Source organism: Massilia rubra, assembly GCF_011682065.1.
Lineage (GTDB): Bacteria > Pseudomonadota > Gammaproteobacteria > Burkholderiales > Burkholderiaceae_D > Telluria_A > Telluria_A rubra.
Genome location: NZ_VUYU01000037.1, coordinates 38919 through 61680 on the forward strand (window position 1 = coordinate 38919; position 22762 = coordinate 61680).

The 22762-nt window shown below is 65.7% G+C and carries 21 protein-coding genes; 14 read left to right on the plus strand and 7 right to left on the minus strand.

Features of this window, described 5'->3' with window-relative positions:
- Positions 1–35: 35 nt before the first annotated feature.
- Entirely contained in the window at positions 36–1040 is a 1005-nt protein-coding gene (locus F0185_RS31145; RefSeq protein ID WP_167232096.1) for a serine/threonine protein kinase, read from the minus strand.
- A gap of 94 nt (positions 1041–1134) precedes the next feature.
- On the opposite strand from F0185_RS31145, the gene F0185_RS31150 reads away from it, so the two are divergent.
- Positions 1135–1833 carry a UPF0149 family protein gene (locus F0185_RS31150; RefSeq protein ID WP_166887874.1) on the plus strand — a complete coding sequence of 233 codons (699 nt, stop codon included), beginning with the start codon at positions 1135–1137 and terminating at the stop codon, positions 1831–1833.
- Positions 1834–1942: 109 nt separating this feature from the next.
- Here the strand turns inward: F0185_RS31150 and F0185_RS31155 are convergent, their stop codons facing one another.
- Entirely contained in the window at positions 1943–3127 is a 1185-nt protein-coding gene (locus tag F0185_RS31155; RefSeq protein ID WP_167232099.1) for an HPP family protein, read from the minus strand.
- Between the two features lie 41 nt (positions 3128–3168).
- On the opposite strand from F0185_RS31155, the gene F0185_RS31160 reads away from it, so the two are divergent.
- Both F0185_RS31160 and F0185_RS31165 read left to right on the plus strand, forming a co-directional pair.
- Positions 3169–3846, plus strand: a complete 678-nt coding sequence (locus tag F0185_RS31160; RefSeq protein WP_167232102.1) for a DUF3592 domain-containing protein — start codon at positions 3169–3171, stop codon at positions 3844–3846.
- A gap of 18 nt (positions 3847–3864) precedes the next feature.
- A complete protein-coding gene (locus F0185_RS31165; RefSeq protein WP_167232105.1) occupies positions 3865–4458 on the plus strand; it encodes a hypothetical protein in 594 nt (197 codons plus the stop codon).
- 103 nt (positions 4459–4561) lie between these two features.
- On the opposite strand, the gene F0185_RS31170 is transcribed toward F0185_RS31165, so the two are convergent.
- From F0185_RS31170 to orn, 4 genes are all read right to left on the minus strand, one after another.
- A complete protein-coding gene (locus F0185_RS31170) occupies positions 4562–4735 on the minus strand; it encodes a hypothetical protein (protein WP_167232108.1) in 174 nt (57 codons plus the stop codon).
- Between the two features lie 87 nt (positions 4736–4822).
- Positions 4823–6913, minus strand: coding sequence for a hypothetical protein (locus F0185_RS31175; RefSeq protein ID WP_167232111.1), 2091 nt, complete (start codon positions 6911–6913; stop codon positions 4823–4825).
- Between the two features lie 28 nt (positions 6914–6941).
- Entirely contained in the window at positions 6942–7790 is an 849-nt protein-coding gene (locus F0185_RS31180; RefSeq protein WP_167232114.1) for an aldo/keto reductase, read from the minus strand.
- A 160-nt stretch (positions 7791–7950) separates the two neighbouring features.
- A complete protein-coding gene (orn, locus tag F0185_RS31185; protein WP_167232117.1) occupies positions 7951–8535 on the minus strand; it encodes an oligoribonuclease in 585 nt (194 codons plus the stop codon).
- Positions 8536–8582: 47 nt separating this feature from the next.
- On the opposite strand from orn, the gene F0185_RS31190 reads away from it, so the two are divergent.
- From F0185_RS31190 to F0185_RS31215, 6 genes are all read left to right on the plus strand, one after another.
- On the plus strand, positions 8583–9845 hold the full coding sequence (locus tag F0185_RS31190; RefSeq protein ID WP_167232120.1) for a M48 family metallopeptidase: 1263 nt from the start codon (positions 8583–8585) through the stop codon (positions 9843–9845).
- On the plus strand, positions 9842–10174 hold the full coding sequence (locus tag F0185_RS31195) for a 4a-hydroxytetrahydrobiopterin dehydratase (protein ID WP_167232123.1): 333 nt from the start codon (positions 9842–9844) through the stop codon (positions 10172–10174). Before F0185_RS31190 ends, F0185_RS31195 begins: the two co-directional genes overlap by 4 nt.
- Positions 10171–11091 carry a ribosome small subunit-dependent GTPase A gene (gene rsgA, locus F0185_RS31200; protein ID WP_167232127.1) on the plus strand — a complete coding sequence of 307 codons (921 nt, stop codon included), beginning with the start codon at positions 10171–10173 and terminating at the stop codon, positions 11089–11091. Before F0185_RS31195 ends, rsgA begins: the two co-directional genes overlap by 4 nt.
- A gap of 531 nt (positions 11092–11622) precedes the next feature.
- A complete protein-coding gene (locus F0185_RS31205) occupies positions 11623–14454 on the plus strand; it encodes an ATP-binding protein (protein ID WP_229477284.1) in 2832 nt (943 codons plus the stop codon).
- Between the two features lie 122 nt (positions 14455–14576).
- A complete protein-coding gene (locus F0185_RS31210) occupies positions 14577–15005 on the plus strand; it encodes a hypothetical protein (RefSeq protein ID WP_167232133.1) in 429 nt (142 codons plus the stop codon).
- A gap of 1 nt (position 15006) precedes the next feature.
- Entirely contained in the window at positions 15007–15501 is a 495-nt protein-coding gene (locus tag F0185_RS31215; RefSeq protein WP_167232136.1) for a hypothetical protein, read from the plus strand.
- Positions 15502–15529: 28 nt separating this feature from the next.
- Here F0185_RS31215 and F0185_RS31220 read toward each other — a convergent pair whose 3' ends face one another.
- The gene (locus tag F0185_RS31220) at positions 15530–16960 is read right to left on the minus strand and encodes a hypothetical protein (RefSeq protein ID WP_167232139.1); all 1431 of its coding nucleotides are present in this window, start codon (positions 16958–16960) and stop codon (positions 15530–15532) included.
- A 162-nt stretch (positions 16961–17122) separates the two neighbouring features.
- On the opposite strand from F0185_RS31220, the gene argF reads away from it, so the two are divergent.
- The 5 genes from argF to F0185_RS31245 all read left to right on the plus strand — a co-directional run.
- Entirely contained in the window at positions 17123–18049 is a 927-nt protein-coding gene (argF, locus tag F0185_RS31225) for an ornithine carbamoyltransferase (RefSeq protein WP_167232141.1), read from the plus strand.
- Positions 18050–18091: 42 nt separating this feature from the next.
- Positions 18092–19324 carry an argininosuccinate synthase gene (locus F0185_RS31230; RefSeq protein WP_167232144.1) on the plus strand — a complete coding sequence of 411 codons (1233 nt, stop codon included), beginning with the start codon at positions 18092–18094 and terminating at the stop codon, positions 19322–19324.
- Between the two features lie 207 nt (positions 19325–19531).
- Positions 19532–21349: a methyl-accepting chemotaxis protein gene (locus F0185_RS31235; protein ID WP_167232147.1), complete on the plus strand. Its 1818-nt coding sequence runs from the start codon at positions 19532–19534 to the stop codon at positions 21347–21349.
- An 11-nt stretch (positions 21350–21360) separates the two neighbouring features.
- On the plus strand, positions 21361–21819 hold the full coding sequence (locus tag F0185_RS31240; RefSeq protein WP_167232150.1) for a chemotaxis protein CheW: 459 nt from the start codon (positions 21361–21363) through the stop codon (positions 21817–21819).
- Positions 21816–22762 (plus strand): CheR family methyltransferase (locus tag F0185_RS31245; protein ID WP_167232153.1); only part of this gene is annotated, 947 nt, incomplete at its 3' end. The genes F0185_RS31240 and F0185_RS31245, both read left to right, overlap by 4 nt.

The following is a 22762-nucleotide window of genomic DNA, read 5'->3' on the forward strand; positions in this document are numbered from 1 at the left end:
AGCCGGTCAATTCGGCCGTTTGCCCGGCAGGAGCCTCACCACAGCGCCGGCTCGTCCATCAGGGCGATCTGTTCGCGCAGTTCGAGGATGCGGTCTTGCCAGTAACGTTGTGTATTAAACCACGGGAAGGCGACCGGAAAGGCCGGATCGTCCCAGCGCCGCGCCAGCCAGGCCGAATAATGGATCAGGCGCAGGGTGCGCAGCGCTTCGATCAGGTTCAGCTGGCGCTCGTCGAAATCGGCAAAGTCTTCGTAGCCGGCCAGGATGTCGCTCATCTGGCGCACCATGTCGCTGCGCTCGCCCGAGAGCAACATCCACAGGTCCTGGATGGCGGGGCCGGTGCGGCTGTCGTCGAAGTCGACGAAGTGCGGGCCGTCCGGCGTCCACAGCACGTTGCCGACGTGGCAGTCGCCGTGCAGGCGCAGCTGGGCCGACTCGCCCGCCCGCGCGTAGCAGTGGCGCACGCCCTCCAAAGCCTGGTCTACCACGCTGGTGTAGGCGGCCAGCAGTTCGGGCGGGATGAAGTCGTTGGCCAGCAGGTAGTCGCGCGGTTCGCGCCCGAAGGTGTCGATGGTCAAGGCCGGCCGTTCGCTGTAGCTTTTCAGGGCGCCAACGGCGTGGATGCGGCCGATGAAGCGCCCGGTCCACTCGAGCACGGCGGGGTCGTCGAGCTCGGGCGCGCGCCCGCCCCGGCGCGGGAACACGGCAAAGCTGAAGCCGCCGAAGCTGTGCAGGGTGCGCCCGCCCAGGGTGAGCGCGGGCACGACTGGGATTTCGCGCTCCGTCAGTTCCGCGACAAACGCGTGCTCTTCCAGGATGGCGGCGTCGCTCCAGCGCGCGGGGCGGTAGAACTTGGCGACGACCGGGGCCTCGTCTTCCATGCCGACCTGGTAGACCCGGTTTTCGTAGCTGTTCAGGGCCAGCAGGCGGCCGTCGGCGCGCAGGCCGACGCTCTCTAGCGCGTCGAGCACGCATTCCGGGCTCAGCTTCGAGAACGGGTGGGTGGCGGGTGTGTCGGGGTCGGGAAATGGCGTCGTCATGATCGCTATTGTACGGCGCGCCGCATTTAACAGTACGTCCCGATGCGCGAACGCGTTAAACTAGCGGCTTCAACGATCAAGATAAGAACACGCCATGCAACTCGACCAGCCCCTCTCAGAAAAAGAATTCGACGAACTCGACCAGTTCCTCCTGTCCGACCGCAGTGCGGAAGACGCCATGACCATGGACACCCTGCACGGTTACCTGACCGCCGTGGCGATGGGTCCTGAAACCATCATGCCGGCCGAATGGCTGCCGAAAGTGTGGGGCGAGGATGCCAAGAGCGCCCCCAAGTTCAAGAACGCCAAGGAAGAAGAGCGCATCGTCGAGCTGATCATGCGTTTCATGAACGAAGTGCTGGTCACGTTTGAAGTCGCGCCGAAGGAATTCGAGCCGCTGTTCTGCGAAGCCGAGCACGAAGGCACGATGCTGCTCGACGGCGAAGCCTGGTGCTGGGGTTTCTGGGAAGGCATGGAACTGCGCCCGGGTTCGTGGGATCCGATCTGGGCATCGGACCTGGAACCGCTGATGCGCCCGATCTACCTGCTCGGCGCCGACGAGATCGAGGAAGAAGAACTGAAAGAAGTCGATACGCCGATGAAAGGCCACAAGCTGGCCCTCGATATCCAGGCCAACCTGCCGGCGATCCACCGTTTCTGGGTGCCGCTGCGCAAGGCGCCGGTCACCACCCTGAAGCGCGACGAGCCGAAAGTCGGCCGTAACGATGAGTGCCCTTGCGGCAGCGGCAAGAAGTACAAGAAGTGCTGCGGCGCCGATCCGGTCGCCGAGTAAACAGCGCAGGCGGGGACCCAGGTTGGTACCGATGCCAGCGACCGAGCGACGAACTTGGGTCCCCGCCTGCGCGGGGACGACGTTGTGAACGCCTGCTTCTTACCCGCTTCTACGCCGCCGACGCCAGTTCCGCCAGTTCCGACAGGCGGCCCTGGTACAGCGCGGCCACCAGGTCGGACTGGGTCACAATCCCCGCGAAGCGGTCTTCGTCGTCGACCACGGGAATGTGGTGCAGGCCTGCGTTGGCCATCAGCGGCACCAGTTCCACGATCGGCGTGCGCACGTGCGCCGTGGCCACCTTGGCCGTCATGATCTGCCCCACCACTTCCGGTTTGTCGGTATGCGTCAGTCCGCTGCGTTGCAGCAGTGCGCGCAGGCGTTTTCCCAGGCCGCTGTACACGTCCAGGTCGCTGTGGCGCAAGAAATCGGTCTGGGTGACGATGCCGATCACCCGCCGAGCCCGGTTCAGCACCGGCAGCGCGTGCACCTGGTGATGCCGCATCAAGCCCCAGGCGTCGGCCAGGGCGGTCCCGAATTCGAGCGTCACCACATCGGTCGACATGATCTGCCCGCAACGGATCACGCCGAAGCGGCGCCCGTACGCCGCCGTTTCGGTGGCCAAAATAATGCCTTCGAGGTCGTCGCGGCTGACGTCGAGCACCTGGTCGTAGCGCGCCAGCACGGCGTCCAGGTCGGTGCTGCGAAAACCCAGGCGCGCGGTCGGCACCTTGTCGGCGGTGTCGTGCACGTTCTGCATGGCCGATTGCTGGCGGTGCGGATAGCGCCGGCCGGTCAGGTTGTTGACGACCAGGGCCGCGCCCACCATCAGCAGGCAGTTGAGCGCAACCGGCATCAAGGCGAAACGAAACCCTAGCTCATGCACGGCGGGACCGGCCAGCACCGCCGTCAACGCCACCGCCCCGCCCGGCGGATGCAGGCAGCGCAGCGCGAACATGGCGGCAATCGCCAGGCCGCCGGCCAGCGGCGCGGCGACCTGGGGCGCCAGGCCCGACTTGACGCAGGCCACCCCCACCAGCGCCGACACGACGTTGCCGCCGATGACGGCCCACGGCTGGGCCAGGGGACTTGCCGGCAGGCAGAACAGCAGCACGGCCGAGGCGCCCATGGGGGCGATCAGCCACAGGCCGGCGGCCCCGCCCGTCCAGGTACAGAGCACGCCGGTGAGGATCAGCGCCAAAAAGGCGGCAACGCTGGCGCGCCATTGTTCGAGGCGACCGGCACTGTTGGGCGGGGGTAATAAAGCGGTGAGCCAGGCGGCGCGCGGGACGGACATGGGCGGTAAACGAGAGCGGGGAAGCCGCAATTACATCACAGATGAGCCAGGAAGGTGCGGAGGCGCACTATTTTCGTGCAGTTGACGAGCGGAAATGGTGCATTTCCGGCAAGTCGGCGATGGTCGATTGCTGGATCAAACCCGGCACGGTAAGATGGCAATGTTTCCTGTATACACATAAAACAAGCGGCGTGGCGATCAGAAGGAAACGCATGTGGAAAGAAGTCGTGTACGGCGTCGTACTACTGGCAATGGCGGCATCGCTGCTGCTGTCGGTGCGCGGACTGCGGGTGCTGCGAAGGGCCTGGCAAAGCACGCGCTGGCCGACGGCGTGCGCCCGCATCAGCCGCGCCGGCATCCTGGAGCGGCACGATGAGGAGGGCCCGAGGGGCTATTGCCCGGATGTGGCGTACACCTTCCTTGTCGAGGGCGTTGCTTACGACGGCGAACGGATCGCCTTCGGCGTGAAAAAGCTGTACGGCTCGCATGGGTTTGCGCATGCCTACGACCACATTTTGTGCGTGGGGAGGGAGATGCCGGTTCACTATCATCCGGCAAAACCGGCGATCTCGGTCCTGTATCCGGGAATTACCAGGAACAGCTTCCTGCCTTTGTTGCGCGCAGCCGCGTGCTGTATCTTGCTGGGGCTGGTGCTGATCGTGCTTCCCCCTGCCCTGGGAGTCGCGCCGATGCTGGCGCCGCTTTTTAACGCCATGTGATGAATGAAGGTCGACAGAATGAAGAAAGTACTACCGGCCCTGGGCCTGGGCCTGGGCCTGCTGTGCCATACGGCGCTTGCCGCCGTCGATGACATGCACTGGTTTAAGACCGAGCTCACGTGCGCCGATGCGCGCCTTACCGTGCGCGCGTTTTGCCAGGAAACCTACCATGCCGACGCCACAGTGCAGTTCAATTCCCTGTGCAGCCGGCAGTCGCTGGTGATCGAGCGCCCCGGACAGCGCGCCGTCGTGCGCGACCTGCTCGAGCACCAGTCCCGCCAGGGGGAACCGCCATTGCTGCTGTGGTCGCTGCAATGCGTGGCGGCGGGCGGGAACACCTATCTGTCCGGCCAGATGGCTAACGGCGGCAATTGTCGCGGCTGCGAGCGCAGCGTGCTGCTCGGCCTGGACGGCCGCTGGAAGCACGATGGCCGGCGCTGGCTGGTTGGCGCACAGGAAAAGCGCATGATCGTCGCGCAGCAAGGTCGCTGGAACGATAGCAAGCAGGTGTTCATCACCAATACCACGCCGGCCCCGGCATGCACGGTACCGACCGAGGTCAGGTGTGCCGAAGATGACGAGTCGATGAAATCGTCCAGGTCCGATCGATAAGCCGGGCTGGCCCCGGCCACGCCCCCCGCCAAAGCAGAGCGGCCCGGCTGGCGCTCCTGTACAGGAACGCAAACCGGGCCGGTCAAGGTACTACGCAGGCGAATTACTGTCCGCGCGGGCCTTTGTCGGCACCCTGGTGGTCCTTGATGCCGTCGTTCTTGTGGTTGCCGGCGACTTCTTCCGCTTCGGCACGCTGGCGGTTCTTGGTGGCTTCCTGCTGCGCCTGTTCATTGTCGCGCTGCTGTTGCTCACTTGGGTCGTTGGTGTGCTTGGTCATAGAGCCTCCTGTTTGTCTGAGACATAACAATACCCCTTCTCCGCGAATCGTTCCGTTCGCCAACCCACGTAAGCGGAGAATTCTTTCCTAAGGCACAGTTTGCGGCGGCAAACGCGCCAGCACGGTCTTGAACGGCAGCTTGCCCTCATGCGGCGGCCCCAGCAGCGCATCGATGCCGTCGAAGGTCTCGCTCGCCAGCGCCCAGCCCAGCGGCGTGTCGTTGGCCGAATGCATGCCGAACCACAAAAAGCGTTCCGGCCCGGCGGGCAGGATCACGGCCATGTCGCGCAGCTCGGCCGTCACCGCAAAGGTGGCGCGCGCGCTGCGGGTGTTGAACAGCCCCAGCGGCGGGGCCAGCAGTTCCGACAGGAAAGTCGTTTCCATGCGCGCGTTGCCCGGGTCTTGCTTGCCCGACGGCGCGATCGCATCCGGCGAATTGCTGATGACGATCACGGCCGGGTCGATGTCGTACCCGCGTTCGCGCCATTGCGCCAGCTTGGGACGCAGCGCGAACAGCAGGTCGCGCACCGATTCGACGCCGGAGTTCTCGAAATAGCCGCCGTCGATCACCCTTCCCCACGGCCGCCTGTCACGCCCCGGCGCGCAGGCCACCAGCGCCTTGCCCTCGTGGCAGGCCGACACCGTGCCCGCCGGGCTGATGTAGCTGAAGCGCGCACTGTTGTGCACCGCCGTGGCCAGGCTCATGCGGCGCAGGTCGAGCACCGGGTCGAGCGCGTCGTAGGCGTCGGGAAAGCGCCCGTCGATCGCCAGGTCGCTGGCGATGATGCGGTTGCCGCCGTCGACCAGGGTGGCGTTGAGCAGCAGCGAGGGCACGTTCATGGCGCTGTCCCCGGCCCACAGCTGGTCGAAGCGCCGGGCGAAGCGCGGGTTGCCGGTGGCGCTTTCCCAACCCTGCGCCCAGGCCGCCTCCATCGCGCGCGCGCGGTCGGCCGCGGGAATCGCGAACGGCAAAAAGCGTTGCAGCATGTCCGGATAGAAGGCGTAGCCGAGCGTGGGCGAGAGGAAGTCGCGCTGCAAGACCTTGCGCATGCACGCCTGGTAGGCGCCGTCGCGCGCGCCCCGGGCGCATGGCGCGCCGGCCAGGCCGCTGGCGCCGGCGTCGGCCACCAGGGCGGCAAAGGCGCTGCTGCCCAGGCTGCCGCCGGAGACGCCGCTCAGCGCGAACAGATGGCGTCCGAAGCGCGCCTCGCTGTCGTCCTGCAGCTTGGCCAGCACCATGCCCGCCCAGTAGGCGGCGCGGATGCCGCCGCCTTCGGCCGCCACCACGAACAGCGGAAACGGCCGCCCCGGCGCCAGCGCGCCGCTGTCGACCCGCGTTTGCAGCCAGGCCTCGAGATGATCGTCGATCGGGCGCCGGATCACGGGCGGATCGAGCGGGCCGGCCGGCAGCAGCGTGACCTGGTGGTTGTCGTTCCACAGGCTGAACACGACGAACAGCAGCAGCGGCAGCGCCGCCATCGACGGCAGCCTGGCCTGCTTGAAATAATAGGTCAGCACCAGGTCGCCGAACAGGATCCAGCTGGCAAACGCGAAGCACAGCAGCGCGGGGGCGCTGACCAGGCGCGTCACTTCGACCGGCCACAGCCAGACGGCGAACAGCAACATGAAGGTCAGCACGATGGCAATCGAGACGGTCAGCACGGTGCGCTGTTGCAGCGATTCGAAGCGGATCGTGGTGGTTTGTCCGTCGAAGCGGCGAAAGCGCGACGCGAACCAGGCGCGCCGCTTGACCACGAACACGCCCATGGCGAAGGCGGTCATGAAGCACGCCAGCGCCAGCACCGGCTGGCCCATGCGCTGGAACTGGATCGACAACACGCTGGCCGGCACGATGCCCAGGAAGCGCGGCAGCCACATGCGGATGCCGTTGACGAATGGCGTGTCGGTGCGGTCCAGCAGCGAGGTGCCGTCGAACACGCGCCCGAGGGTCAGGCGCGCGCTGTACCAGGCGGCGGTGGACCAGGCGGCGACCGAAAAGATAAATACCGGAAAGGTCCAGCCGGGATGGCTGACCAGGCGCAGCGATTCGGCGCCCTGGGGGATCAGGGCCAGGCCGGCCGAACAGAGCAAGGTGAGGCTGAAGCTGTAGACGCAGCGCCACAGGATGGAGCCGACTTCCTTGCCGCGTTCACCAACGACGCGCACGATGATGACCATCTGGTTCTCCTTGGGTGGCGCGCCGCCGCTAGCGCATCGCCAGCGCCTGCCGCTTCCTCGGCGGCGGGAACGCCCGGTCCAGGTCCTCCAGGTCGAAGGCGCTAAGCACCACGTCCAGCGCCGCCCGGTTCTCGCGCACATGGGCCGGATCGGCCGCCTTGGGAATGGCCACCACCCCGTCCTGCCGCAGCAGCCACGCCAGCGCAATCTGCCCCGGCGTACACCCATGCCGCTGGGCCACCGCCACCAGGGCGGGATGAGTCAGCAAGGCCTGGCGTTCCGGCCCCGCCGACTCCAGCGGCGAGTAAGCCATTACCGGCATGCCCTGCTTGCGCGACCACGGCAGCAAGTCCCACTCGATCCCGCGCTTGACCAGGTTGAACAACACCTGGTTCGCCGCGATTGCGCGCCCGCCCGGCAAAGCCTCGGCCTCGAGCATGTCGCCCAGGTCGAAATTGCTCACGCCAAAATCGAGGATCTTCCCTTCTTTTTTGAGCGCGCCGAAGGCGTCGAGCGTCTCCGACAGCGGCACCGCCCCGCGCCAGTGCAGCAGGTAAAGATCGATGCGGTCGGTGTTCAAGCGCTGCAAGCTGCGCTCGCACGCCGCCCGCACGCCGCGCTTGTCGGCGTTGTGCGGATAGACCTTGCTGACGATAAACGCCTGCTCGCGGCGCCCGGCAATCGCCGCGCCCACCACTTGCTCGGCCCCGCCCTCCCCGTACATCTCGGCCGTGTCGATCAAGCCCATGCCCAGATCCATGCCCAACTGCAGCGCGCCGATCTCGGCCTGGCGCCGCGCCGGGTCTTCCCCCATGTTCCAGGTGCCTTGTCCGAGCGCGGGGAGGACGCTTCCGGACCGCATCGTCACAGTTTTCATGTCGCACCTTCCCATCGCTTGTTGCGCAAAAATCATTCTAGAGCAAAAAGCACCAGTTGGCTTGAATGTACCTGGGTCCGCCGGCGGCGCGGCAGCAACGATACAACAGGAAGGGACAGCATGCCCCGGCCAGGACGGCCGGGGCGAGAGGCAAAGCAGATTACAGCTTGATGAAATGCTCGCGGTAGTAGCGCAGCTCTTCGATCGACTCCAAAATATCGGCCAGCGCCGTGTGCTTCTGGTGCTTCTTGAAACCGCTGACGATTTCCGGCTTCCAGCGCTTGCACAGCTCTTTCAGGGTCGATACATCCAGGTTGCGGTAGTGGAAGAACGCTTCCAGCTTCGGCATGCCGCGCACCATGAAGCGGCGGTCCTGGCAAATGGTATTGCCGCACATTGGCGACTTGCCGGCGGGAACGTAGTTCTTCAGCCAGGCGATCAGCGCAGCTTCCGCTTCGGCTTCGGTCACGGTCGACGCCTTGACACGCTCGATCAGCCCGGAGCGCCCGTGGGTGCCCTTGTTCCACGCATCCATCTTGTCGAGCGTTTCGTCCGACTGGTGGATGGCGAACACCGGGCCTTCGCCCAGGATGTTCAGGTGCATGTCGGTGACGACGACGGCCACTTCGATGATGCGGTCGCTGTCCGGCTCGAGGCCGGTCATTTCCATGTCCACCCAAACCAGGTTGAACTCATTTGGGCGCGGTAACGCGGCCGGTGCTGCTAAATCAGTGGCATGTGACATAATTCTCTCTTGGCCTAAACAATCCTGCATTTTCTCACAGGCACAGAATGTCTTCACTCGCGTTTTCGATATTGTTCGTTTCTTTCTTCATTTTGAGCCTGCTGCTGCGCTTTTGGCTGTCGACCCGCCAGCTGCGCCACGTAATGGCCCACCGCGGCGCGGTGCCGGCCAATTTTGCCGAAAAGATCCCTCTTGCGGCACACCAGAAGGCGGCCGACTACACCGCCGCCAAGATCCACTTCGGCCTGGTCAGCCTGCTGTTCAGCAGCGCCGTGCTCATTGGATTCACCCTGCTCGGCGGCCTGCAATGGCTGGCGCTCGCCCTGCTGCCGCATACCGGCAACGGGATCACGTTCCAGATCGCCCTGTTCATCGCCTTTGCCGCCGTCAGCGGCGTGCTCGACATGCCGTTCGACTACTACCGCCAGTTCGTGCTGGAAGAACGCTTCGGCTTCAACAAGATGAGCCTGGGCCTGTGGCTCGGCGACGCCGTCAAAAGCACGGGCCTGGGCCTGGTGCTCGGCCTGCCGCTGATCTGGGTGGTGTTGCAACTGATGGAAAAAAGCGGCAAGCTCTGGTGGCTGTACACCTGGCTGGTCTGGCTCGCCTTCCAGCTGATCATGATGGTGATCGCCCCGACCTTGATCATGCCGCTGTTCAATAAATTCGAGCCCTTGAAGGATGAGAGCTTACGCCAGCGCATCGAAGGCTTGATGGCGAGGGTCAACTTTGCCGCCAAGGGCCTGTTCGTGATGGACGGCTCCAAGCGCAGCGGCCACAGCAACGCATTTTTCTACGGTTTCGGCGCCAACAAGCGCGTGGTGTTTTTCGACACCCTGGTCGCCAGCCTGACCGGCCCCGAGATCGAAGCGGTGCTGGCGCACGAACTGGGCCACTTCAAGCTGCGCCACAACCTCAAGCGCATGATCGTCGGTTCGATCGTCTCGCTGGCCTTCCTCGCCTTGCTCGGCTACCTGAAAAACCAGGCCTGGTTCTACAGCGGCCTCGGTTTCGATCCGCTGCCGGGCGTGCCGAGCGACGCCGTGGCCCTGCTGCTGTTCATGCTGGTGTTGCCGGTGTTCACCTTCCTGTTCTCGCCGCTGACTTCGATCAGCTCGCGCAAGCACGAATTCGAAGCCGACGCCTTTGCCGCCACCCACACCGACGCGCGCGACCTGATTTCCGCGCTGGTCAAGATGTACGAAGAAAACGCCTCCACGCTCACGCCGGACCGCTTGCACTCGACCTTTTACGACTCGCATCCGCCGGCCAGCATCCGCATCCATCAACTTAACCTGGCGGTACGATGACCCTGCTCGCACAAACCTGCCGCGCCAACGCCGCGGCCCTCGACGCCGACGCCATTGCCGCCCTGCTGCCGCAGGTGCCCGGCTGGAGCGTCACCGACGGCAAGCTGGCGCGCAGCTTCCCATTCAAGAATTACTACGACACCATAGCCTTCGTTAACGCGCTGGCCTGGATCAGCCACCATCAGGACCACCATCCGGAACTGACGGTCACCTACAAGGAGTGCGCAGTGCGCTACAACACCCATTCGGCCGGCGGCGCGCTGTCTGACAACGATTTTATCTGCGCGGCCAAGGCCGACGCGCTGTTCGGCCAGCGGGGCGGCGCATGAGCGGCAAGATCGCCCCGGCACCGGCGCCCGCCGGCCTGACCGGCATCATCATCGCCGCCCACGGACGCCATTACCTGGCCGACGTGGGCGGACGCAAGCTGCAATGCGTCACGCGCGGCAAAAAGACGAATATCGCCGTGGGCGACGTAGTCAACCTCAAGATGACGTCGGAAGACCAGGCCGTGATCGAATCGATCACCGAGCGCAAGACCTTGCTGTACCGCTCCGACCAGTACAAGTCGAAACTGCTGGCGGCCAACCTGAGCCGCCTGTTCATCGTGGTGGCGACCGAGCCCGGTTTTGCCGACGACCTCATTTCGCGCTCGCTGGTGGCGGCCGAAGCGGCCGGCATCGAGGCCCACCTGATCCTCAACAAGACCGACGTGGCCGACCTGCTGCCCAAGGCGCGCGAGCGGCTGCTGGCCTATACCTCGCTCGGCTACCCGCTGCACGAAGTGTCGGCGCGCGCCAATCCGGAGCACGCGGTGGCTACCCTGATGCCGCTGCTGGAGGGAGAATCGTCGATTTTCATCGGCCAGTCGGGCATGGGCAAGTCGTCGCTGATCAATTTACTGGTGCCGGACGCCGACATCGCCGTGCGCGAAATTTCGGCGGCGCTCGACACCGGCAAGCACACCACTACCTTTACGCGCCTGTATTCGCTGGGCGAGCATGCCTCGATCATCGATTCGCCAGGATTCCAGGAGTTCGGGCTGTATCACCTGAGCGAAGGGATGCTGGAACGGGCGTTCGTGGAGTTCGGGCCGTACCTGGGCGGTTGCAAGTTCTACAACTGCCGCCATTTGATCGAGCCGCAGTGCGCGATCCTGACGGCGGTGGCCGAAGGCAAAATCGCCAAATTCCGCCACACGCTGTACGGACAGCTGCTGCACGAGTCGGCGCAGACCTTGTACTGATCCGCCAGCGCGTCGTTCTCGTCATTACCGAAACCCACTTCCCGTCAGGATCTGCCTGACGGATCCGCGCTCGGCCATCGCATGATGGCGCTGGCGAATGCCGCCCTCGGCTGGCGGGGCAAGGACCTCATCGACCGGCATATCGTCGCCGCGCGCATGCAGATAGGAAACTAAATGCGTGAGTGTTGTCCCTGTTGCCGGCGGGCTCACTGCGGCAACATGTCTCGTTTGGCTGTCTTATTCTGTCTCGTTTTGTCTCGTTTTGTCTCGTTTGAACCGTGCCCGCGCGCCACTGTCTAAATGAGACAAAACGAGACAAAAGGAGACAAAAGGAGACAGGAATGGCCCCCCAAACGAGACATGTTGCCGCAGTGAGCCGCCCGGCAATAGGGACACGGCTTCCGGGGTTAGTTTACAGGCAGAAACAACGGTAATGCCGCGCGCGCTCGAGCGTTGGCGCAACCATTAGCTGCGCCCCACCTTTTCAGCATACAATGGCAACACCATCGTAAAGGGGTCCCGGCAATGGAGATGTTCACCGTCGATGTCAACGTTGCACAATGGGAGTCCGCGCTGCCTTCGCTGCGCGGCATGGAGCGCTTGCCGGTGCTGCTGCCGCTGGCCTGGCACCTGCGCCAGCGCGACCCGGCGCGCGCCCTCATGCTGGCCGGCGAAGCGCTTTCCCAACTGCCCCTGTCCGACCTGCCGCCGAGCGACTGCGCCAGCCTGGAGGCGCGCATGCACCTGCTGCACGCCGAATGCGAATGGCTCGACGGCGCGCTCGACCTGGCCGGCACCCACGCGCAGGAACTACTGGCCCACTTCACGCTCCTGAACGACCATGCCGGCTGCGCCGACGCCCACTGGCTGCTGGCCTGGATCGCGGTCGACCGCGGCGACCATGACGGCAGCGACGCCGCCTTCGCCGCCGCCGCCGCCAGCGCCCGCGCCGGCGGCGACGCCTTGCGCTGCGACCTGGCCGAAGCGGCCATCGCACGCTGGGCCGTGCTGCGCGACCCCGGCGCCGCCGTCGCCCGCTGGGGCCAGCGCTTCGACGCCGACAGCGCGCGCCTGCACCCGTCCCTGGCCACCTGGGTCAACGACTTCCATGGCCTGGCCGCCAGCCAGGCGGCGGACTTCGGCGCCGCCGCCGGCCACTACATGCGCTGCTACGAATCGGCCCTCGACACCGGCCAGGTGCGCGCCGCCATCACCGCCGCCACCAACATCGGCGAAGACTTCACCATCCTCAACGACCACCACTCGGCGCTCGAATGGGTCCAGTGCGCGCTCGAACTGGCGCGCCCCACCGGCTGGCCGCGCAGCGTCGGCGCCTGCCTGATGCACAGCGCCGACACCCTGCGCCGCCTCGGCCAGCTCGACGCCGCCCACGACATGCTGCAGGAAGCGCTGGTGATCCTCAAACCCCTGGAGAACGCGCGCAGCTACGCCATCGCCCTGCAATACCTGGGCGACCTCTCGCTCGACCAGGGCAACTACGACGGCGCGCTCGACGCCTTTATCCGCCTGGCGGCGCGCGCCGAAGTGCTCGACCAGTCCGACTTTCGCAGCATCGCGCGGCGCGGCCAGGCGCATGCCCTGTCGCACCTGGGCCGCGCGGTCGAGGCCATTGCGGTGGCCGCCGACGCCGCCGCCATGGCCGCCGCTCCCGGCTACGCCTACAACCAGATCGCCGCCCTGCGCGTGATGGCGCTGATCCACGCCCAGCACACGCTGTCGGCGCCGGCGGGCATGGTCGAACCGAATCCGGTGCTGCACTACCTGCAGCAAGCCTTGTCGGTGGCGTCGACCATCGAGGGCTACACCGTGCCGGGCGACCTGTACGACGCCATGGCGCGCGAATATGCGGCCACCGGCGACTACGCGCGCGCCTACGAGGTGGCGCTGGCGGCATCGAGCTCGCGCGAGAAAACCCACAGCCAGGAAGCGACCAACCGCGCCATCGCCATGCAGGTGCATCACCAGACCGAACACGCGCGCAGCGAGGGTTACCATCATCGCGAGCTGGCCGAATCGGAAGCGCGCCGCGCCGAGGTGTTGCAGCGCACCAGCGCCACGCTCGAACGCCTGTCGGCCATCGGCCAGGAGATCACCGCCCACCTCGACGCCGCCGCCGTGTTCCAGGCGCTCGACCGCCACATCCACGGCCTGCTCACGGCCAGCACCTTCGCCATCTACCTGATCGACGCCGCCGGCGCCGTGCTCAATCGCGCCTTCGGCGTGGAGCTCGGGCGCGAGCTCCCGAGCCACGCGATCGCCCTGTCCAAGCGCGAAGCGTATTCGGTGCGCTGCCTCGACGAGCGGCGCGAAATCTACATCGAGCACTGGCCCGACGCCGAACACCGCAAGGTGGTGCCGGGCACGATGGTCAATATGAGCGCGCTGTTCGTGCCGCTGACCGTGGGCGAGCGCGCCATCGGCGTGATGACGGTGCAGGCGCCGCAGTCGCACGCCTACGGCGAGAACGAGCGCATGATTTTCCGCACCCTGTGCGCCTACGGCGCGATCGCGCTCGATAACGCCGAAGCCTACCGCCAGTTGCAGGATGCGCAGACGCAGCTGGTGTCGCAGGAAAAGCTGGCCGCCCTCGGCTCGCTCATGGCCGGGGTGGCGCACGAACTCAATACCCCGATCGGCAACAGCCTGCTGATCGCCAGCACCATGCAGGAAAAGACCGCCGAAATCGAGGCCCAGCTCAACGGCCCTGGCTTGCGCCGCTCGGAACTGGCCGCCTTCATCGCCGACTCGCAAAAGGCATCGGCGCTGGTGCTGCGCGGGCTGACCAGCGCGGCCGACCTGGTCAACAGCTTCAAGCAGGTGGCGGTCGACCGCACCACCGAACAGCGCCGCTTCTTCAACCTGCAGCAGGTGTGCCACGAAATCATCGCCACCATGATGAACCGCATCCGCGCGGCCAACCACAGCATCGGGATGGATGTCTCGGACGCGATCGGGATGGACAGTTATCCGGGGCCGTTCGGCCAGGTGATCACCAATTTCATCAACAACGCGCTGCTGCATGCGTTTGCGCCGGGCCATCGCGGCGTCATGCACCTCAGTGCCGCCATGCCGGTCGAGGGACGGGTGCTGATCGAGTTCCACGACAACGGCGGCGGCATCCCGCCCGAACACCTGGGGCGCATCTTCGATCCGTTTTTCACCACCAAGCTCGGGCAAGGCGGCAGCGGGCTGGGACTGTCGATCAGCTACAACATCGTAACCTCCCTGCTGGGCGGACAGATCACGGTGGTCAGCAGCGCGCAGGACGGCACCAGCTTCGTGCTCGACCTGCCGCTGACGGCGCCGGCGCATCCGGAATCGGACGTGCCGACGATCTATTGACCGGAACTGCGCCGTCACCCGGCGGCGCTGCCGTCTAAAAAGAGGAAACAGTTGCTTCCGGGATTGATTGAACCTATAGTTGCCGGATGAATAATCCGTATCAATCCCCGTCAAGCGCCACGATGGCGCCCGCCCAGCCGCCAGCCAAGCGACCGATCTCGTCCTGGCTGATGATGCTCGTCCTGGTTCTGGTCATGATCTTCACCGCGTTCGGGGCGATCAATACCATCATGTTAATGATCGCGTTTCGCAACTGGACGAACGTCCCTTTTTTGTTCAACCTTGCCCTTCGCCTTGCCCTGGTCGCCTTGTGTTTCGGCGCTATGGTTGGCATCGCACGGCGGCTGCGCTGGGGGCGCTGGCTCGGTTTGTTCGTCATCGCCGCGCTCACGGTCATGATCCTGCTCATGCCCGATACGGCGCAGTACGACAATGACGCCCAACGCAGCGGCGGCGCCTTCGGCCGCCTGGTCCTGGGGCCATTGCTGATGGCCTTGTGGGGCTACCGCTTCGGCTTCTCGGCCAAGGCACGCCGCTATTTTGGCAATTGACATGCATAATCCCTACCATCCCCCGGCCAGCGCCGCGCCCGACGTCCCCGCCGACCTGCCCGGGCGGCCGCTATCGGTCTGGCTGTTCCTGCTGATCATGTGGCCGACGACGCTCGCGCTTGCCATCGGCGCGATCCGCTTCAGCTGGTTCAAGCTCGGCGCCATCAACTTCGCCTGGTTCTCCAGCCCTTTTCCCGCGAGCACGAGTTACCGCCTTCTGGGTGGTATCGCCTGGCGCCTCGCCGTGCTGGCGCTGCTGTTCGCGACGGTGCTCGGCGCCACCCGCCGCCGCCAATGGGGGCGCTGGCTCGGCATCCTGCTCCTCGGCGCGATCGCGGTCGGAGTGTTTTTCGTGCCGGAGACGACCCCCTACGCCAGCGAGGACGAACGGGTCCGCACCTTCCTGATCCCCGTCGTCCTGATGGCGACGCTGGTCGCATGGTGGACCTACGCCTTTGGTTTTTCGCGCAAGGCAAGACGCTACTTCCGCACCTGAGACGTCGACAGGCGCGTCAACAAGCGCGTCAGCGCACCGCGCCGGCCATCTTGAACATGCCCGCCTTGACGTAGATCGTCATCAGCTCGGCGCAGGCGGCCTCGTCGACCCCGTGCAGCGCGGCGATGGCTGCCGGCTCGTCTAACGGGGCTCCGGCCACCTTCTTGTAGTTGCCCATCTCGTCGACCGGCACCCGCACGCAGGCCGGATCCTGCCCGACCTGGCGCATCAGCCAGCAGCGCAGCGGCTCGAGCTGCGCCATGCCGAGCGCCTCCAACACCAGTGCCTGCGCGCGGCCGCACCAGGGCAGCACTTCCAGCAGCGCCGCCGGCGGGAACTGGCCCAGCTGCTGCGCCAGCGCCGCCATCTGCGCCGGTTCGGCGTCGTCGACAAAGGCGAGGTGGCGCATCAGGTCGGCCCAGTCATTGACGGTGCGCACGCCCAGCTTGCGCTTGCGCGAAGCCACCCACGTCAATACGCCGACCAGGGCGTCGGTGCCGGCCAGGTAGCACCATGGCTGCTGCAAGCGGAAGACGGCGGCGCCGCGCCGGTGGATGTCGTAGCAGAGGTCGATCACCTCCTCCGGCGAAAATGCCTTGCTGGCGGCCAGCTCGCGCAGCCGTTGCGGCAAGCGCGCGCGCAGATTGGCGGTCAACGCCTCCAGCCCCGCCTCGCTCTCGGGCGTGGCCAACAGATACCAGGGTTCGAGCAGGGGATGGCGCGCGATCACGGCCTCGGCCTGGGCGCTGTCGATCCAGCCGCGCCGCACGCCTTCGACCAGCAGCGCGCGCACGCGCTGGCACCATTGCGGCCACTCGGCGGTGATATGGAGCGCGCAGGCCCTGGCGCCCGGCCCGCCCTGCGGCGCGAACTCGCCGTCCGCCAGCAGCCATAGCTGGCCGCCGGCGAGCTGCTCGCACAAAGGGCGCAGCCAGGCCGCCCCGCTTGGATGGTCGAGCGCGGGCCACAGGAATTTTTTGATGATGTCCGGATGGTCGCAGCTCAGCGCCGGCGACCAGCCGTGCGGCGCCTGCCGCGTGACCGCCAGCGCGGCGGTACTGGCCAGCATGCCGATCCGTTCGCTGTCCTGGAACAGGCTGTCCGCGCCCGGATCGCCGATGTGCGGCAGCAGAATCCGGTCGATGGTGTCGCGCAAGGTGCACATCAGCGAGCACAACTTTGTCCCGTTGGTGGTTTCCGCAAGCATGCCGCGCTCATGCAGGGCGAACTGGCGCATGCAGGCCTTCAGGCCCTCTTCGCCGAACAGCTCGCGCATCGCGCCCACCCAGCCGCGCCCGGCACCGGCCTCGATCAGCGCCGTGCCGCGCTGGACGAATACCGGCATGAGCGGCAGCGCGAACTGCTGCACCACCTTGAATCTGGCGACCCAGTCGCAGTCGGGGCTGGCGGCGGCGTGCGCCACGGCGGGGGGGAAATCGGCAAGCGCGAGTTGGGGCATGATGGGTACGGGGGCAAGGGTTACACGGCAGAATCATCGGCGGCGCTGGACCGTGTAGTATAACGGGTTGCCCCCGGCAAATTTTCAAAACCCTTATAATTGATCCGCAACCCTACGCCAGGGCCCGGCCGCATGCGGCTCACGCATTCAATCGTTGTGTCTATGCCTACAAATAAACCGATCAAGCATTTCCTCCAGTTTTCCGACTTCACGCTGGCCGAATTCGAGTACGTGATCGAGCGCGCCAAGATCATCAAGCGCAAGTTCAAGAACTACGAGGTCTACCATCCCCTGATCGACCGCACCCTGGTCATGGTGTTCGAGAAAAACTCGACCCGCACCCGCCTCTCGTTCGAAGCCGGCATGCACCAGCTGGGCGGCGCCGCCATCTACCTGAACACGCGCGACAGCCAGCTCGGTCGCGGCGAACCGGTCGAAGATGCCGGCCAGGTGATGAGCCGCATGTGCGACATCATCATGGTGCGCACCTTCGGCCAGGACATCATCGAGCGCTTCGCCGCCCATTCGCGCGTGCCGGTGATTAACGGCCTGACCAACGAACACCATCCATGCCAGGTGCTGGCCGATATCTTCACCTTCGTCGAACACCGCGGCTCGATCGCCGGCAAGATCGTCACCTGGGTGGGCGACGCCAACAACATGCTGTACTCCTGGCTGCAGGCGGCCGAGGTATTCGGCTTCCACCTGAACGTCGCCACGCCCACAGGCTACGACATCGACCATTCCCTGGTGTCGACCACCCGCTTCACCGTCTTCGACAACCCGTCGGACGCGTGCCAGGGCGCCCACCTGGTCAACACCGATGTGTGGACCAGCATGGGCTACGAGAAGGAAAACGCGGCCCGCCTGGCGGCCTTCGACGGCTACATCGTCGATGGCGCCAAGATGGCGCGCGCCGCGCCCGACGCGCTCTTCATGCATTGCCTGCCGGCCCACCGCGGCGAGGAAGTCGCGGCCGAGGTCATCGACGGACCGCAGTCGGTGGTCTGGGACGAGGCCGAAAACCGCCTGCACGTGCAGAAGGCGCTGATCGAATACCTGCTGCTCGGCCAGATCGAAGCGCAGTAAAAATACCTATAACACCATCGTCAACCCAAGATTGGAATCTCCATGAGCGACATCAAAAAAGTAGTCCTCGCCTATTCGGGCGGCCTGGACACCTCGGTCATCCTGAAATGGCTGCAGGATAACTACAAGTGCGAAATCGTCACCTTCACCGCCGACCTGGGCCAGGGCGAAGAGCTCGAGCCGGCGCGCGCCAAGGCGATCAAGTTCGGCATCAAGCCCGAGAATATCTACATTGACGACGTGCGCGAAGAATTCGTGCGCGACTTCGTGTTCCCGATGTTCCGCGCCAACACCGTGTACGAAGGCGAATACCTGCTGGGCACTTCGATCGCCCGTCCCCTGATCGCCAAGCGCCTGATCGAGATCACGCGCGCCACCGGCGCCGATGCGATTTCGCACGGCGCCACCGGCAAGGGTAACGACCAGGTGCGCTTCGAGCTGGGCGCGTACGCGCTCAAGCCGGACGTCAAGATCATCGCCCCGTGGCGCGAATGGGACTTGCTGTCGCGCGAAAAGCTGCTGAAATACGCGGAAGACGCCGGCATCGCCGTCGACATGAAGCACAAGAACGGCGGCGCGCCCTACTCGATGGACGCCAACCTGCTGCACATCTCGTTCGAAGGCCGCCATCTGGAAAACCCGAGCGCCGAAGCCGAGGAAAGCATGTGGCGCTGGACCGTCAGCCCGGAAGCGGCGCCGGACCAGGCCGAGTACCTCGACCTCGAATACGAAAAGGGCGACATCGTGGCCGTCAACGGCGTGCGCATGTCGCCGGCGACCGTGCTGACCGAACTCAATCGCCTGGGCGGCAAGCATGGCATCGGCCGCCTCGACCTGGTCGAGAACCGCTACGTCGGCATGAAGTCGCGCGGCTGCTACGAAACCCCGGGCGGCACCATCATGCTGCGCGGCCACCGCGCCATCGAATCGATCACCCTGGACCGCGAAGTGGCCCACCTGAAGGATGACCTGATGCCGCGCTACGCGTCGATGATCTACAACGGCTACTGGTGGGCGCCCGAGCGCGTCGCGCTGCAGACCCTGATCGACCACACCCAGCAAACGGTCAACGGCTGGGTTCGCATGAAGCTGTACAAGGGCAATGTGATCGTGGTCTCGCGCGATTCGAAGACCGATTCGTTGTTCGACATGAACATCGCGACCTTCGATGAAGATGGCGGCGCCTACAACCAGGCCGACGCCGGCGGCTTCATCAAGCTCAACGCCTTGCGCATGCGCATCGCCGCCGTGGCGCGCGAAAAGCGCGGGCAATAAAGTTTTAGCAAGACCACGAACCCTTGCTCCGTCGTCCCCGCGCAGGCGGGGATCCATGGCACTTCCGATCCGGGGTGCTATGGATCCCCGCCTTCGCGGGGACGACGTTTTTCGGTTGGAGGGTTTGTTGACGACGAAAACGTACCGTGCCATCCCTCAACGATGTTACATTTATAGAGAACAACATCGTACCCGGAGAGACCCCCCATGTTTACAGACCTGAGCATCAAGAACAAGCTGTTTCTCGGCTTCGGCGCCATCGTCGCCATCATCCTGTTCCTGCTGATCCTGGCCTACAACAATTTCTCCAAGATGTCCGAAGCGAGCCGCTGGGACCGCCATACCCTGGAAGTGCTGCTGGAAACCAACAAAATCGCCACCAATGTGCTGGAAATCCAGGCCGAAACCCGTGGCTTCCTGTTGACCGGGGAAGAACGCTTCCTCACCCCCGACATCAATGAGGAAAAATTCCTCCTGGAGAACATTCGGCGCGCCATCCAGCTCACCGCCGACAACCCGACCCAGCAGGCGCGCGTGAAGACGCTCGAATCGCTGACCGCCAACTGGCTCAACAACGTGATCCACCCGCTGATCGAACGGCGCCGCGCGTTGGGCAAGGCCAGCGACGGGGTCACCGAACAAGTGGTCCGCTCGCCGGAACTGGCCAGCGGCTTCCAGTCCGTCAGCCAGGTGCGCAGCCTGATCGACCAGATGACCGACGAGGAAAACGCCTTGTTGAGCGGGCGCACGATCGAATCGGCGAAACTGCAAAAAACCATGTCCCTGCTGCTCAGCGTGGGCGGCGTGCTGTGCGTGGCGCTGGCCTCGGTCGTGGCCTGGATGCTGGCGCGCGCGCTGCTCAATCCCCTTAACAATCTGACCGATGCGGTCGGCAAGATCGCGGGCGGTCAACAGTCGGCGCGCGCGGCCGTGGTCTCGCGCGATGAACTGGGCAAGGTCACCGAAGAATTCAACCGCATGGCGCAGTCGATCCAGGACAGCCAGGCCAACGAGGCGGCCGCCACGAATGCGCTGCGCGCCAATGTCGACGCCCTGCTCGACGTGGTCTCCAAGGCCGCCATCGGCGACCTGACCGGCACCGTGACGATTACCGGCAGCGACGCCATCGGACGCATGGGCGACGGCTTGAAAACCATGGTCGGCAACCTGCGCATCCTGCTCAACAACGTGCAAAAGGCCGGCATCCAGGTCACCACCTCGGCCACCGAAATCGCCGCCTCGGCCAAGCAGCAGGAAGCGACCGGCATCGAACAGGCCCAGACCAGCATCGAAATCCTCTCGACCACCAAGGAAATCTCGGCCAACACCACCCAACTGCTCAAAACCATGGAAGACGCCACCGCGGTGGCCGACTACACCACCAACGCCACCGCCGACGCCCAGCAAAACCTGAAACGCATGGACAGCACCATGCAGCACATGGTCTCGGCCACCGATTCGATCAACGCCAAGCTGGCCGCGCTGTCCGAAAAGGCCAGCAATATCAACAGTGTCTTGACCACCATCACCAAGGTGGCCGACCAGACCAACATCCTCTCGCTCAACGCCGCGATCGAAGCCGAAAAAGCCGGCGACGCCGGGCGCGGCTTCTCGGTGGTGGCCACCGAAATCCGGCGCCTGGCCGACCAGACCTCGGTGTCGACCTGGGACATCGAGCAGATGCTCAAGGAGATGCAGTCGGCGGTATCGGCCAGCGTGATGGGCATGGACAAGTTCTCCGAAGAGATCCGGCGCAGCGTGGGCGAAGTGCGCCAGGTGGGCGAACAGCTCTCGACCGTGATGGACCAGGTGCAAAAGCTGGCCCCCCAGTTCGACCTGGTGCTGCAGGGGATGCAGTCGCAGGCGATCGGCGCGTCGCAGATTTCCGACACCATGATGCAACTGAACGACGCCACCCAGCAGACGGTCGAATCGCTCAAGGCCACCAGCGAAGCGGTGCACCAGTTGCAGTACGCCGCCAGCGACCTGCAATCGTCGGTGGCCACCTTCTCGGTCAACGCCTGAGGAGCGGGTCGATGAAAGTGATGGTCTTTCACATCGGCGCCGACCGCTACGCCCTGCCCTTGTGGGCGGTGGCGCGGGTGGTGCCGGCGGCCGCCCTGAAAGCCATTCCGCTCGCTCCCGCCTGGGTGGCCGGCCTGCTCGACCTGCACGGCGAAGCGGTGCCGGTGATCGACCTGTCCAGCCTGGCCGGCGTGCCGCCCGCGCAGCTGTGGTACGACTCGCGCATCATCCTGGTCGATTACCCGACCAGCGAGGGCGCCACGCGAGCGCTCGGCCTGCTGGCCGAACACGTGGTCGGCGTCGACAGCATCGATGGCGACGCCTTGCTCGACCCCGGCGTGGGCGGCGCGCCTTTTCTGGGCCAGGTGGCCGCCAGCAGCGCCGGCATGCTGCAACTGGTCAGCCTCGAGCAACTGCTCGCGCCCGACGTGCGCGCGCTGCTGTTCCAGGACGCGGGAGCGGCGCCATGAAAGCGCGCGACCTGCTCCAGCAAGTGACGGGACTGAACCTGACCGAGACCGTGGTCGGGCGCGCCGTCGAACGGCGCATGCAGGCCATCGCGCTGGCCGACGCGCTGGCCTACGAACGCCTGCTCGCCACCAGCGCGCAGGAATTGTCGGCCCTGACCGAACTGGTGGTGGTGCCGGAATCGTGGATGTTCCGCGATGCCGAAGCGTTTGTCGCGGCCACCGCCTTCATCGTGCGGCGCCTGGACGCCAGCGCCGCGCGCCCGCTGCGCATCCTGTCGGTGCCGTGCGCCGGCGGCGAAGAGCCGTACTCGATGGCCATGTCGCTGCAAAGCGCCGGCGTGGCCAGCGCCGACATCGCGATCGACGCGGTCGACCTGTCCCAGGTGGCGCTGGCGCGGGCCCGCGCCGGCCGCTACACCCGCAACGCCTTTCGCGGCCGCCACCTCGATTTTCGCGATCGCTTCTTCACCGCGGTCGACGCCGAATACCAGATCTGCGAAGCGATCCGCGGCCAGGTGACGTTCAGCCACGCCAACCTGCTCGACCCGGCCTTTTCCAGCCGGCCCGGCTACTACGACGTCATCTTTTGCCGCAACCTGCTGATCTACTTCGACGACCCCACCGTGGCCGCCGCCATCGCCAGCCTGTCGCGCCTGCTGGCCGGCGACGGCATCCTGTTCGCCGGCTACGCCGAAGTGCCGGCGTTCTGCCGCAACGGCTTTGCGGCGCTGCGCGCGCCGGGGGCGTTCGCGCTCGAAAAAACCGGCGCGCGCGCGTCCTGGCCGGCGCGCCTGCCGGCACGCCAGCACGTGCGCCCGGCGCGGCCGCTGGCCGCCCCGCCGGCGCCGCCGGCCGCCCCGCGGCCGTCGCGCGGGCCGGCCCCGGGTGCGCCGCCGCGGGGGCTGCGCCCGGCCCCGGCCGCCCTGCTGGCGCGCGCGCGCCC